This window comes from Chryseobacterium indologenes (assembly GCF_018362995.1).
Lineage (GTDB): Bacteria > Bacteroidota > Bacteroidia > Flavobacteriales > Weeksellaceae > Chryseobacterium > Chryseobacterium indologenes_G.
Window position 1 is genome coordinate 642,905 of record NZ_CP074372.1, and the last position, 13,790, is coordinate 656,694.

14 protein-coding genes are annotated in these 13,790 nt (G+C 34.8%); 10 read left to right on the forward strand and 4 right to left on the reverse strand.

Translation table 11 applies throughout. From position 1 onward, the window contains the following. Positions 1 to 91: 91 nt before the first annotated feature. Positions 92 to 505, reverse strand: a complete 414-nt coding sequence (locus tag DYR29_RS02660) for a DUF6157 family protein (protein WP_213279179.1) — start codon at positions 503 to 505, stop codon at positions 92 to 94. Between the two features lie 363 nt (positions 506 to 868). Between DYR29_RS02660 and DYR29_RS02665 the strand changes: the two genes are divergently transcribed. Both DYR29_RS02665 and DYR29_RS02670 read left to right on the forward strand, forming a co-directional pair. Further along, positions 869 to 1,234: an RNA recognition motif domain-containing protein gene (locus DYR29_RS02665; RefSeq protein ID WP_047384580.1), complete on the forward strand. Its 366-nt coding sequence runs from the start codon at positions 869 to 871 to the stop codon at positions 1,232 to 1,234. Between the two features lie 139 nt (positions 1,235 to 1,373). Beyond that, positions 1,374 to 2,132, forward strand: coding sequence for a hypothetical protein (locus DYR29_RS02670; RefSeq protein ID WP_213279180.1), 759 nt, complete (start codon positions 1,374 to 1,376; stop codon positions 2,130 to 2,132). A gap of 56 nt (positions 2,133 to 2,188) precedes the next feature. On the opposite strand, the gene DYR29_RS02675 is transcribed toward DYR29_RS02670, so the two are convergent. Genes DYR29_RS02675 through DYR29_RS02685 form a run of 3 tightly spaced genes read right to left on the reverse strand, consistent with a single transcriptional unit; the run spans position 2,189 to position 5,100 of the window. After that, entirely contained in the window at positions 2,189 to 3,973 is a 1,785-nt protein-coding gene (locus tag DYR29_RS02675; RefSeq protein ID WP_213279181.1) for a DUF4153 domain-containing protein, read from the reverse strand. Between the two features lie 24 nt (positions 3,974 to 3,997). Then, entirely contained in the window at positions 3,998 to 4,489 is a 492-nt protein-coding gene (locus DYR29_RS02680; protein ID WP_213279182.1) for a BlaI/MecI/CopY family transcriptional regulator, read from the reverse strand. Positions 4,490 to 4,497: 8 nt separating this feature from the next. Continuing rightward, entirely contained in the window at positions 4,498 to 5,100 is a 603-nt protein-coding gene (locus tag DYR29_RS02685) for a phosphatase PAP2 family protein (RefSeq protein ID WP_047422733.1), read from the reverse strand. 519 nt (positions 5,101 to 5,619) lie between these two features. On the opposite strand from DYR29_RS02685, the gene pdhA reads away from it, so the two are divergent. The 8 genes from pdhA (at position 5,620) to DYR29_RS02725 (ending at position 13,770) form a co-directional block, all read left to right on the forward strand. Continuing rightward, the gene (pdhA, locus tag DYR29_RS02690; protein WP_047422734.1) at positions 5,620 to 6,621 is read left to right on the forward strand and encodes a pyruvate dehydrogenase (acetyl-transferring) E1 component subunit alpha; all 1,002 of its coding nucleotides are present in this window, start codon (positions 5,620 to 5,622) and stop codon (positions 6,619 to 6,621) included. An 86-nt stretch (positions 6,622 to 6,707) separates the two neighbouring features. Beyond that, positions 6,708 to 8,303: a dihydrolipoamide acetyltransferase family protein gene (locus DYR29_RS02695; RefSeq protein WP_213279183.1), complete on the forward strand. Its 1,596-nt coding sequence runs from the start codon at positions 6,708 to 6,710 to the stop codon at positions 8,301 to 8,303. A 323-nt stretch (positions 8,304 to 8,626) separates the two neighbouring features. After that, on the forward strand, positions 8,627 to 9,295 hold the full coding sequence (locus DYR29_RS02700; protein ID WP_047422736.1) for an ABC transporter ATP-binding protein: 669 nt from the start codon (positions 8,627 to 8,629) through the stop codon (positions 9,293 to 9,295). 82 nt (positions 9,296 to 9,377) lie between these two features. Next, positions 9,378 to 9,890: a murein L,D-transpeptidase catalytic domain-containing protein gene (locus tag DYR29_RS02705; protein WP_249413594.1), complete on the forward strand. Its 513-nt coding sequence runs from the start codon at positions 9,378 to 9,380 to the stop codon at positions 9,888 to 9,890. Positions 9,891 to 9,908: 18 nt separating this feature from the next. After that, complete coding sequence (radC, locus tag DYR29_RS02710; protein WP_213279185.1) at positions 9,909 to 10,586, forward strand: RadC family protein; 678 nt, start codon at positions 9,909 to 9,911, stop codon at positions 10,584 to 10,586. Next, on the forward strand, positions 10,583 to 11,497 hold the full coding sequence (locus DYR29_RS02715; protein WP_213279186.1) for a hypothetical protein: 915 nt from the start codon (positions 10,583 to 10,585) through the stop codon (positions 11,495 to 11,497). Before radC ends, DYR29_RS02715 begins: the two co-directional genes overlap by 4 nt. A gap of 74 nt (positions 11,498 to 11,571) precedes the next feature. Beyond that, positions 11,572 to 12,504 (forward strand): phytanoyl-CoA dioxygenase family protein, encoded by a 933-nt coding sequence (locus DYR29_RS02720; RefSeq protein WP_213279187.1) that lies wholly within the window; start codon positions 11,572 to 11,574, stop codon positions 12,502 to 12,504. A gap of 90 nt (positions 12,505 to 12,594) precedes the next feature. Continuing rightward, positions 12,595 to 13,770 (forward strand): hypothetical protein, encoded by a 1,176-nt coding sequence (locus tag DYR29_RS02725; RefSeq protein ID WP_213279188.1) that lies wholly within the window; start codon positions 12,595 to 12,597, stop codon positions 13,768 to 13,770. The last annotated feature ends 20 nt before the right edge of the window (positions 13,771 to 13,790 follow it).

The window sequence follows — 13,790 nt, forward strand, 5'->3', positions numbered from 1 at the left end:
TAATAATTTGCAGTACAAATTTAGTGTTAAAAGCTGATGTATTCAAAAGAATAGTATTTATTGATCTGAAAATACTGATTCATTTTCTCAATCATTTTCTTTTGGAGCGCATCGCTTTTGTTTTTGTAACAGAAGAGTCATTCAATAACGTTTGATATTCTTTGCTTTCTACAGGAATCATAGCTACTTTTCCTTCTGGGTTATGATGAAACCCAAATCCATATTTCTTCGCCAGGGGAGAGCAGCGGAGACATGGCTGGCCTTTGGAAAAGAATTTTTCTCTTTCTTTCTGTTTTTCGTGTTCTGAAATATCATTTTTAATGGCATAACACTCAAAAATAATATCATCTGATGAATATTGATAAGGATTTTTTATCAGTATTTCGTATTGAAGACGGGCAATTGTTTTTTCTTTTTTCTCAGCAGGAATCTGAGCCTGGGAAACAGGGCAATCTTCGGCTGCTTCAATAAGAGTGTTGGTGTAATTAGTAGTATGCTGTTTCATTTTCTGACTTTAGTTGGTGTTTATTAAATTCAGATAGCAGAAAGTTCTATAAATAGAATACTATCTTATGGATTATCAAAGTTATAGATGTTAAATGTCTTTTTTATTTAAAAAAAATTAACTAATTTTATAATAATGAATTTGTATGTATAACTGGTTGTAAATCAATGTATTTTATTATATTTAGACTGTTTTTGGTTTTAGAGATTCAACATAATGTGAGAAATATTAAAAAAAAGCTTTGATTTGAAATTTTTAATTGTATCTTGCATACGTTTATATTTGGAATCAATATTTGTTCATTAATTTATGTTGTTTTTCTTTTATATACCAAATTTTTATTAATTTTTTAATTTATTCAAAATGAACATTTTTGTTTCAAACATCAATTACGCAACTAAAGAGTATGAGTTGCACGATCTATTCGCAGAATTTGGTGATGTATCATCAGCTAAAATCGTTACAGACAGAGAAACTGGTCGTTCTAGAGGTTTCGGTTTCGTAGAGATGGGTGATGAAGAAGGACAGCAGGCTATTGAAGCTCTTAATCAAAAAGAATTCAACGGAAAAGCTCTAAACGTATCTGAGGCTAAGCCTAGAGAAGAAAAACCAAGAAGAAGCTTCGACAACAACCGTGGCGGAGGTTATGGTGGTGGTAACAACAACCGTGGCGGAGGCTATGGTGGTGGTAACAACAACCGTGGCGGAGGCGGCGGAAATCGTTGGTAAAAATATGAAGCGGCTTTTAAGCCGCTTTTTTTATGCAATTTAATTTCCAGTAAATCATTTGATTAGAGTTTTGTATTGAAATATTGAAGTGTTTTGGCATAATTTTAGAAAATTATCAATCAATCAAAAAGTAATTATAATGAAAAAACATTTATTAACATTAATGATGGTGTTTGGCGGGTTGCTGATCAATGCACAAAGTATTTATGCAGGGCAGACCCTAAGACAGGACAAAAAATACTGGGCAGATAATAATGAGTATTATCTGATCTTCCAGAATGATGGAAACCTCGTTTTTTATAACAGATCCGGTTCTCCTGCATGGGAATCGAAAACTACAAACAGAGGCGTAAGAGCAATTTTTCAGGAAGATGGTAATCTGGTAGTATATTCACGTGGAAACGGAGTTGCTTTCAGTTCAAATACTGATGGTAAAGGAGCTGACAAGTTATCCGTTCAGGATGATGGTAATCTTGTTATTTATAATGGATCTAACCCTTTATGGGCATCTAAAGGCGGTATCAGAAACAATAATGGCTGGGGTAATCGTGACCGTTACGGCAACAAAGATTATATGTCAACAGGATACAGATTCCGTAAGGATGCAAAACTGTATTCTTCAGACGGACGCTATTATCTGGTATTTCAGGATGATGGTAATCTTGTTTTGGCTAATAGAAACGGGAATGCTATCTGGGCTACAGCAACTGATAATAGAGGAAGCAAAGCTGAATTTCAAGGTGACGGAAACCTGGTAGTATATGATTCTTATAACAGAGCTGTTTGGAGTTCAAATACAGAGAACAGAGGTGCTACAAAACTTACAGTACAAAATGACGGGAACCTTGTGATCTACGGAAGAAATTCTCCACTATGGAGCTCCGGAACCAATAGATAAACCGTTTTATATACAATGAAAAAAGACTGCCGTAAGGACAGTCTTTTTTTTGATCTTTATTTTAATCTTATCAGGATATATACATTCTCATAATAAATGCTGGCAATTTCATTATCGGAATATTTTTCTTTTGTAATTTCACTGAAAATAAGCTTGACATGGTATTTTCCTAAATCAGATTCCATTGCTATATCAGGAACTTTTACGGTGCCGTTTTTATTTTTGTTTTTTTCAAATAACTGAATGATCTGCGGCCCGAAATCTACTTCTTCTTTAGAATTTAACTTCAGTCTCAATGAGGATCTATCAGTCAGCTGGTCGGTAAGTTCAAACTGATCTTCATTCAGTTTCTGAGGGTCTCTGCTGTAACGGTGAAAAGAAAGTAAATATTGATAGTTGTGGATGTCTATAATTTGTTTTTCAGGAACAAGAACAATTCTGTTCAGTTCATAAGGCTTATTTTTAACGGTGATATTTACATCCGAAAATTTATTTTGAATAGTATAATTAATGCTATAAAATGTACCCTTTTCAATGTTGTCAGATAATTCAGTCTGATCTTTTTGATTTAGTAGGTTTGATAAAAACTCACCTTGTTTTCTCTCCGCCAGAAATTGAAATTTATCGGCAATTTCATTACGGACTGTATCTGTCACTTTTTTATTGAAATTAATTTTACCGGCACTGATTAATTGATTTTGATTTAAAATATTCATCAGTTCTGCCTTCTGGCTTCTCTTGGCAACACTGAAAGCATTAAAGTAAGGGAAGATTAAAGCAAAAGTTCCAAATAAAAATAAACTGACAGGAATAAACTTTATCGTTGCCTTTCTGCTGAAAATGAAGTAAACAACAATGCTGAGCAGCCAAAGAGCAAGAAGGAAAACAAAATACCTTGGTTCCGTATAGCCATACTCCAGGATTCTAGTGAAAATTGCCGTGAAAAGCAGGATAATTAAAGGAACAATGGTGTAATAAAATGCCTTTGAAAATATCTTGACCCAAGATTTTGCATTTTCTTCTTTTAACGGATACACCAGAAGTAATGCCAGAATCCCAACAATGCTGTAAGCTAAAACAAGATAAGAAACCCAACCTCTTGGAAGCTCCCAATTGATCAGGATCTTAAAAGAATAGAAATAAAGAATTGCTAGATAAATAAGTAACAGCGGGATTAAGATAAACTGAGTGAAAAACTTTAAAACAACAGGATATGTCCCATCTTTTTCAAGATTATTTAACCCCTTGTCATTAAATAAAAGGAAAATAAAACTGCTTCCGAAAATAGCCAGAACAAAAAACGTATCTGTATAAATCCTGTGATGAAAATGAAAATCAAAAAGTTTATCAATAGCTAAAATGGCCAATTCAACTCCGCCGGTCAAAACCCCTGTAAATACAAGAGTAAGAAAGAAATTGATAAAAAGATTTTTGTTGTATTGCCAGAATCTGAGTTCTTTGTCTTTTTCAAGAAACGGAACAAACGAAACCAATAAGTGGGAGAGAAGAGCCGTAACTGCAATGATATAAGCATAGACCTCGGTAAAATTATTCTTTTTATCAGGCAGGATGAAATAGAACCCAATGAGAAAAGCAACACCACATAATTGTAATAGCAATTCTTTTCCTACTCTCTGTGATGCCATTTTCAGGGCAAACATCAGTGAAATTCCGAGGCAGGAACAAATCGTGAATTTAATATACGCTGTAACTTCTTCAAACTCTGTTTCAGCAATGCAGATGGCACCGATTGCGGCCAACAAAGCCACTGCCAGAACCATCGGATAACGGAAAATGACTTCATTAGCCCGGCTTAATGTTTCCTGGAATTTTGTTTTCATGATTTGGTGTTTTTGATAGTAAGATTAATCTTTTTTCTTCTTTTTCTTTTTGTCCTTCTCTTTTTCTTTTTCTTTTCCTTTGGTCTTCTTCTCTTTTTTAGGACTTAAGATTTCTTCAGCAATTTCAAACTTTGGTTCTTCAACTTTTGCTGGTTTTATTTCGATTTTCAGATCAAAATGACCTTTCATATCTTCCTGGGAAATTAATTTTTCGCTTAATAAAAGTTCCAGAATTTCCTTCCCTGAGTTATTAAAGAAGTTATACGAAAGTTCTTTTAATAAGAATTTTTTATATCCTTCCAAAGGAACAAGTACGGTGTATTTGAAAATTCTTCCTTCTTTTACGGTGGATAGATAGCCTTTCTCAACCAATATTTTCAAATAAGTGGAAACCGTATTCTGGTGTGGTTTAGGTTCCGGATGCTGCTCCATAACGTCCTTCAGATAGAAAGATTCCATTTTCCAAAACAGCTTCATAAAGTTTTCTTCTGCGGCAGTAAGATGATTTATTTTCATAGAGTATTCTAATGTTGAAATTGAATATTGCAATAAAGATAGATAAAAGATACCATAAAAGCTATTCCAGCTCCCATAAATACTTCTTTTACGGTGTGTCTTTTTAAAATAATGCGGGTAATCCCGACCAAAGCGGCAATTCCCAGCCATAACAGACCCATCTTCCAGTCGAGGCTAAAAAATAACGCTGCTACAAATATATTGAATGCGGTATGCATCGAGCTTTTGATAAAAAGATTGCTGATTTGTAAGGCAAAAAGAAGGATTAAAATAAACAGCATGACAAGATCAACCGATCCGTTTCTGATGTAATGGAAAACAAGATAAGCAATCACACACGCTGCAATAAATATGTACAGTGTTTTTCTTTGAACCCGGTTAGAAACATCCATATTAGTATATCTTCCTGTTTTCACATTCCACACCAGCCAAATGACAACCGGAATGATAATCATTGCTAATATGGGAATGAAGTACATCATAGAATCTTTAAGGGCATATTCCCTGATGCTCATATAGATGAAGAAAATGATCAGAGAGACCAGCGGATTGAAAAAATCGGAGATAACTTTTGAAATTTTGTGTAATAATGAAGACTGCTTTTCTTCCATAATCAAGTTTAAAAACCAAATATACCATTATCACCTTAAAAAACAAAGGACGGGAATGAGGTAAGATAAAGGATTCATTATAAAATATGTTTGACAATTTTGATGATGCGTTATCTTTTGTTTTTTTAATTCAGTGAGTAGAATTAAGGTTATAATTTTAAGTTTTTAAATTTGTTTCAATAAAAAACAGCTCTTAAAATAACCAAAAGACATATTAACAATAATTAAAGAGGAAAGAAATAGGATTTCAAAAAGTACAGAATTCTGATACCTCTGAATTACGGATTATTTCAGAAAAGCCATATGAATAGGCATATTCCTGATGTGTCAGGGGAAGAAAGTATGAGATGAAATATTACTTTATGAGTCTTTCAAAGGGTCGAAAATTAAGAATAATCCATTCGGCCTGCAAATAGATTTTACAGAAAAAACGAAAAGTTATCTATGTATAGAATAAAAACAAAGTTTTTTTCATAATTTTGCTCAACTATTTCATCATAAAAAAGCAAGAGCTAACACATGAAAGAATTTTCTAAAGAGGTATACCTGAAGTGGTATGAAGATATGACAATGTGGAGAAGGTTTGAAGACAAATGCCGTTCTCTTTACCTAAAACAAAAGATCAGAGGATTTTTACATTTGTATAACGGTCAGGAAGCTATCCCTGCAGGATTCACGCACGCAATGGATTTGACAAAGGATAGTATGATTACTGCTTACAGATGCCACATCCATCCAATGGCGATGGGAGTAGATCCTAAAAGAATCATGGCTGAACTTTGCGGTAAAGCTACAGGAACATCCGGAGGTATGGGTGGATCTATGCACATTTTCAGTAAAGAACACCGTTTTTACGGAGGACATGGTATCGTTGGAGGACAAATTCCTTTGGGAGCAGGTATTGCTTTTGCAGATAAATATTTCGACAGAAAAGCAGTGAACATCTGTTTCTTTGGAGATGGAGCTGCGAGACAAGGATCTTTACATGAGACATTCAACATGGCAATGAACTGGAAACTTCCTGTAGTATTTGTGGTAGAAAACAACCAATATGCGATGGGAACTTCTGTAAAAAGAACTGCCAACCACGAAGATATCTATAAATTAGGATTAGGATACGAAATGCCTTGTCTTGCTGTAGATGCAATGGATCCTGTAAAAGTGGCTGAAGCTGCTTACGAGGCTATTGAAAGAGCAAGAAGAGGGGACGGACCCACATTCATTGAAGCAAGAACATACCGTTACAGAGGACACTCTATGTCTGATGCTGAGCCATACAGATCTAAAGAAGAAGTGGCTATTCATAAAAACGACGATCCAATCGAGCTTGTAAAACACAGAATTTTAGAAAATGGATGGGCTACGGAAGCAGAATTGGAGGCAATGGATAATAAATCAAGAGACTTCGTTGAGGAGTGTATTGAATTTATGGAAAATTCTCCATATCCAGAAGCTGAAAAAATCTATGAGTATGTATATGCTCAGGAAAACTATCCATTCCTAGACAAATTAGAAAATTAATAATTAGATAATTTGAGAATTTGAAAATGAATTAGATTTTTTAATTCTCTCATCATCACATTAACAAATTATCATATTAGAAAATTATGGCAGAAGTAATTACGATGCCCCGCCTATCCGACACTATGACGGAAGGTAAAGTGGCAAAATGGCATAAAAAAGTAGGAGATAAAGTAAAAGAAGGAGATATTTTAGCGGAAATTGAAACTGACAAAGCCGTTCAGGATTTCGAATCTGAAATAGAAGGTACCCTTTTATACGTAGGCGTAGAAGAAGGAGGTGCTGCTGCTGTAGACTCTGTTTTGGCTATTATCGGGAATGAAGGAGAAGATATTTCAGGATTGACAGGTGGAGAGGCTGCTCCCGCTGCAGGAACTGAAGAAAAAAAATCAGAAGAACAGCCTAAAGCAGAAACTGCTGCACCTGCTGCAGCAGAAGTTCCGGCTGGAGTGGAAGTTATTACAATGCCAAGACTTTCTGATACAATGACAGAAGGTAAAGTAGCTAAATGGCACAAAAATGTAGGCGATACAGTAAAAGAAGGAGATCTTCTTGCTGAGATCGAAACAGATAAAGCGGTACAGGATTTTGAATCTGAATTCAATGGAGTATTATTGAAGCAAGGTGTAGAAGAAGGTGGTGCTGCTCCGGTTGATTCAATATTAGCAATCATTGGCCCTGCAGGAACAGATGTTTCCGCTGTAGGAGCTCCAAAAGCTGCAGCTGCATCAACTGAAAAACCAGCTGAACAAAAGGCAGAAGCTAAAACAGAAGAAAAAGCGGCTCCTGCTGCAGACGCTTCATCTTCTGACAGAGTGGCAATCTCTCCACTGGCTAAGAAAATGGCTCAGGATAAAGGAGTTGATATCCACAGTGTTCAGGGATCTGGTGAAAACGGAAGAATCGTTAAAAAAGATATCGAAAATTATCAGCCGGCTGCAAAACCAGCTGCTTCAGCTCCGGCAGCAAGTGCTGCTCCTGTTGCAGTAAGCTTCGTACAGGGTGAAGATACAGAGACTCCAAACTCTCAGGTAAGAAATATTATTGCAAAACGTCTTTCTGAAAGTAAATTCTCTGCTCCTCATTACTATCTGATGGTTGAGATCAATATGGATAAAGCAATTGAAGCAAGAAAAGAAATCAATTCTTTACCTGATACCAAGATATCTTTCAATGATATGATCATTAAAGCGACTGCAATTGCTTTAAGAAAACACCCTCAGGTAAATTCAAGCTGGGCAGGTGATAAGATCATCCACAGAGGAAATATCAATATTGGTGTAGCAGTAGCTATTCCTGACGGATTGGTAGTTCCTGTATTGAAAAATACAGATCAGATGACGTATACTCAGATTTCTGCATCCGTAAAAGATATGGCTTCAAGAGCTAAGAGCAAAGGTCTTAAGGCTAACGAAATGGAAGGATCTACATTCTCTATTTCTAACTTGGGAATGTTCGGAATCGAAACATTTACAAGTATCATCAACCAGCCAAACTCTGCTATCCTTTCAGTAGGAGCAATCATCGAGAAGCCTATCGTTAAAGATGGTCAGATCGTAGTTGGAAACACAATGAAACTTTCATTGGCATGTGATCACAGAGTGGTAGATGGAGCTACAGGTGCTCAATTCCTGCAAACATTAAGAACATATTTAGAAAGTCCATTAACATTGTTACTGTAATTTTCTGAAGTGAAAATAATAAAACCTCCCAACCCGGGAGGTTTTTTTCGTTTTTATAATAGCAAAGCAATGTCAGTAGCAACACAACATCTGCAATGTCTACAAACCTTATAAGTGTAAATAATATAAAAACAATGAAATTGAATTTATACTACCAATGTCTGATTCTCATAATCATCAGGAACAAATTTTATAAAATTCATTAAAATATAATAGGCTTTTGAAATTATTAGAAGATTTTGATCATGATATCAATTTGAGAATTAAAAATTATCACTGTATTTTTTGATGGAATTTCAAAATCAAATTACTATTTTTGAATCATGATTAAAGCAAGAAATATCCATAAATCTTATGGGAATTTAGAAGTACTGAAAGGAGTTGATATTCACATCAAAATGGGCGAGGTTGTTTCTATTGTAGGAGAATCAGGAGCAGGCAAATCTACATTGCTGCAGATTTTAGGCACGCTGGATCATCCAAGCCAATCGAACAAATATGATACTGAAATTGAGATAGCAGGAGAATCATTTATTAATATGAATGACAAGCAGCTTTCAAAGTTCAGAAATCAGAATATCGGTTTTGTATTTCAGTTTCATCAGCTTCTTCCGGAGTTTACAGCACTGGAAAATGTATTGCTTCCGACAAAAATAGCCGGAGCCAATGAAAGAGAAGCAATTGAAAAGGCATATGCTTTATTTGAAGATTTAAAGATAGAGCAGAGGCTGAATCATAAACCCAACCAGCTTTCAGGGGGAGAGGCGCAAAGAGTAGCTGTAGCAAGAGCTTTAATCAATTCACCCAAAATTATTTTTGCGGATGAGCCTACGGGAAACCTGGATTCCAAAAATGCAGATGATCTTCACAGGTTATTTTTTGATCTGAGAGATAAATATAACCAGACATTTGTCATTGTAACCCACAACCCTAATCTTGCAGAAATTACAGACCGCAAGCTCATCATGAAAGACGGAATGATCATAGAATAAAAGTATACGACACCAGATGATGAAACACTTTATTTTTCTTTTTATAATTTTAATTTCCTGTTCAAAAGCTGAATCCCAGCGGTTGAATTCACTGAATGTGCCCCAGGCAAAGATTTCAGAGATTAAAGATTATATCAAAGGAAAAGAGTATAACCAGGAACTGGCTGTTTTTATCAACTTTAAAATACCTTCCGGGAAATACCGTTACTTCATTTATAACCTGAAAAATAATACCATAGTACAACAGGCTGTTGTATCTCATGGTTCGGGATCTGTCATTCCAAACTCAGATGCTTTAAAATTCAGTAATATTGAAGGGTCTTACCAATCATCTCTTGGAAAATATGCCATAGGAGAAAGCTATATGGGAAAATTTGGTAAAGCTTACCGTTTAAAAGGTCTTGATTCTACCAACAGCAATGCCATGCGAAGGGCAATTGTCCTTCATTCCTACGGATGTATTCCGGATGTGGAATCCAAGACTCCGGCATGTTTAAGCTTAGGATGTCCGATGCTTTCGGTGAATGCTCTTAAAGAAACAGCAAAATATGTTGATCAGTCGACAAAGCCGGTGATCCTGTATGCATTTTATTAAATCATAATCTCTTTTCCAATGGCTATAAAATTTCTTGCAGAAGATGACAGACCCAGAGAAAAGTTTTTGCAGAAAGGCAAAAGCTCACTTTCTGATTCTGAACTGTTAGCTATCATTATGGGAAGTGGGAATAGAGATGAAAATGTCATAGAGCTGGCAAGAAAAATCTTAAACTCTGTAGATAATAGCTGGCATCAGCTGAGCTTGCTTTCCGTAAAAGATCTGATGAAATTCAAAGGAATTGGAATCACAAAAGCGATTTCGATCATTTCAGCTTTAGAAATCGGGAAAAGAAGAACAGTACAGGAAATTCCTGAGAAAACTGTAATTGGTAACAGTAATGATGCCTATCTTATTCTTCAAAACCAGCTTTCTGACTTAAGAACAGAAGAGTTCTGGGCTATTTTCCTTAATAACAGCAATAAAGTGATTCATGTCTCACAGCTTACACAAGGAGGAATCAGTCAGTCTATCGTTGATGTCAGAATTCTGTATAAAACAGCACTGGAGCATTTTTCAACAGGCATTATCATTGCCCACAATCATCCTTCCGGCAGCTTAAAGCCAAGCCGGGAAGATATCAGTATTACACAAAAAATAAAAGAAGCAGGAAACATATTAAGCATTCAGCTTTTGGACCATATTATTGTCACGCAGGATACCTATTTTAGTTTCTCGGACGCCGGATTACTATGATTAGAAGATTAAAATACCATGAAATTGATTTTGTAAAATATGCTCAATGTTTAGAAAATTCCGAACAAAGAAAATATTCTGCTACAAAAGATTTTTTAGATACAACTTCGACAATGCCGTGGGAAATTCTGGTTTATAAAGATTATGAGGCTGTGATGCCCATACCTTTTGTAAGAAAATATGGGATGAAAATTGTTCACAACCCGAAACTTTGCCAGCAGCTCGGTGTTTTTTCCGCTAAAGACGATATAAACCTTAATGAGGCTTTTTTAGAATATCTGGAAAAGAATTATATGATCAGAGCCTATCCGTTTAATGATGTAAACCGGCTTCGTACAAAGATCAGAATCAAGAAAAACTTTTTATTATATCCAGCACCCTACGAAAAAGTACGCAATAATTATTCTCCCAAGAGAAAAAGAAAGCTTCGTTTAGATGAAGATATTTTAAAGGAATCAGAAATCAAAACCATTTCTTTTGACAAAGCAAAAACTTTTATAGAGGCCAATACGATAGGGTTGAGCAAAGAAAACGACCTGCATGAATTCATGAGGATTTTTGAAAGTTTTCACAAGCTGAATTACCTTAAGTTCACAGCTTTTTATTACCAGCATAAAATTGTTAATGTAATTGCAACCTATTCGGACTGCAATATGATAGCACTTTTAGGTAATTTTAATGATAAAGAGTATGTCAAATTATCAGGAGCCTCCGTATTGATTGATCATATTATTAAAGAAAATATCGAAACTCATATTTTTGATTTTGAAGGAGGTGAATTACCCAATATTGAAGAGTTTTTCAGAGGCTTCCGCCCGGAATTGAGACCCTATGGAATTATTGAAAATTCCAAAAAGAACCTTTTTAAAAAATTAGGATATCTTATCATGAGAAGGAAATCATTTTTATGATGAAAAGCATTGTTTAGATTGGTTCTAATTAAGTAATATTCCGTAACTTTATAAAATCCTTAGTTAAAACAGTTATGTTACAACAGATTCGTCAGTACAAACTATCATATATGCTTTATAACTTGTTTAAAAAGAATAAGTTAAAACATAATATCCCGCTGTATAAAAAGTACGGTATTAATAAGAGTTATTTTTCAAGTATTTCGAGCAAGGACTTTGCTCATCTTCCCGCCAGCATCAGAGAGGTGGATTATGCAAAACTGACAGAAACTCCTTTTTTTAAGAAACTGACTGAAGAGAATAAAGAAAACGCCCTTCAGTATGATGATAATGGTTACATGATCCTGAGAAACTACCTGACTCCGGAAACGGCTGATCAGATCAATACAGAGATTGATAAGCTGATGGAGGATGGTACACTGAAATTTATTTATGGAGGAAAACTGATGTTTGCTATCCATCATTCAGAAATCATTAAAAATATCGGAAATGACAAAGAATTGCTAGACTTTTTATCTGTTCTACTGGATGGGAAATCCAAACTTTTCCAAAGTATCAACTTCATCAACGGGAGCCAGCAAAAAACGCATTCAGACAGTATCCACATGACGACCTATCCCTTGGGAGGATTACTGGGAGTCTGGATTGCATTGGAAGATGTGGATGAAAACAACGGAGCTTTGCATTATATTCCCAAAAGCCATAAACTTCCTTATTTCCTGAACTCTGATTATGATAATGAAGGTACAGCAATGAAAATCGGTAAGAAAAGCTATAGAGCTTATGAAACATTTCTTGAGGATAAAGTAAAAGAGCTGGGATTGAAAAAAGAAATTTTTAAGGCAAAAAAAGGAGATTTATTAATCTGGCATGCCAATATTCTTCATGGCGGAGAGCCTCATACTGATAAAAACAGAACGAGAAAAAGTCTTGTATATCATTTCTTTGACGAAAATAGTGTTTGCTATCACGAAGTAACCCAAAGGCCGGCGCTCTTTGAACTTTAATACAGTTTATCCTTTATTATAAAAGCTTTTCATAAGAATATAAGTTTAAATGATAGTTTTTTTACATTTGTATACTTATAATATCAACGTATGAAAAAAAGGGAATATATTCTTGTTTTTATATTTTCAATCTATGTATGCTTTATGTCATACTACCTATATACCAACCATTATTACAATACGGATATGGAAGCATATATGGGGTTGATTTATAAAACGGAATATCCCGATATGAAAATTGAGGAGATCCATCAGAAAGTATATGATGAATTACGGGAAAAGAATCCTGATTTTGCAGGATTAGGACCTGTAGACCCAATGGTGGAAGAAGTAGCGAAAGGCGAAAGTACTTATTACAAAATATTGTCACAAAATCCTAAAGCTTATGAAGAAGAATTACAGCTTTTTGTGGTGAAACCTTTTTATAACTTCATCAATTGGTCGTTCTTCAAATTGGGTTTTAGTGCGTCTGCTTCCAACTCTTTAATTTCAGTCATTTCTTACGCTTTAATTCTTATCCTGATTTTTAGTTTTCTGATAAAAATTCTGAAAAATTATAGTCTTGCTTTTATCATCACGATTTTAATTTCACTGTTCAAACCTTTTCCGGAGACAGCCAGACATGTTTCAGCAGATTCTTTATCATGCCTGTTGCTGCTTTTGAGCTTCTATGTATTTTTATTTAGAAGGAATTTATTTCTTGCAGGTATCTTTGCTATGCTGTGTATTCTGACAAGACCGGAGTATTTTATATTTTATTCTTTCCTGTATGGCCTTATTTATCTTTATAGAAACAGGCTTAAAGTGAAAACAGCTCCATTATTCATATCATACGGATATCTGTTTCTTTCCTTCTTTTTAATACAGGCTTTTAACCAGATTTCATGGTCCACACTTTTTATGAATCAGTTTACTAAAGTTCAGATCTATCCTGTGTCACAGCCAGATCCCTTTATCTTTTCAGATTATATTCATTTTATTAAAAGTAAAATGATGCTGGAGTTCAACGCTTCCTATTTTCCGGTTCTGTTGATTTTTATAATCATTATTCTGGCAAATAATTTTTCATTTTATAATAAAAAAAAACAGGCTCAGGTCTTATTTTTTGCAATTATTTATGGAACTGTCATGATGAGATTCCTGGTTTTCCCGTCTTTAGCAAACAGGATGATGCTGGGCTTTTATCTTATAATTATATTGGCATTGGTTTATATACAAAATTCTAAAGTGGATATCTTTAAAAACTCTTTAGAAGACGGAAAATAATTAGTAATTTTGCAGTCTAA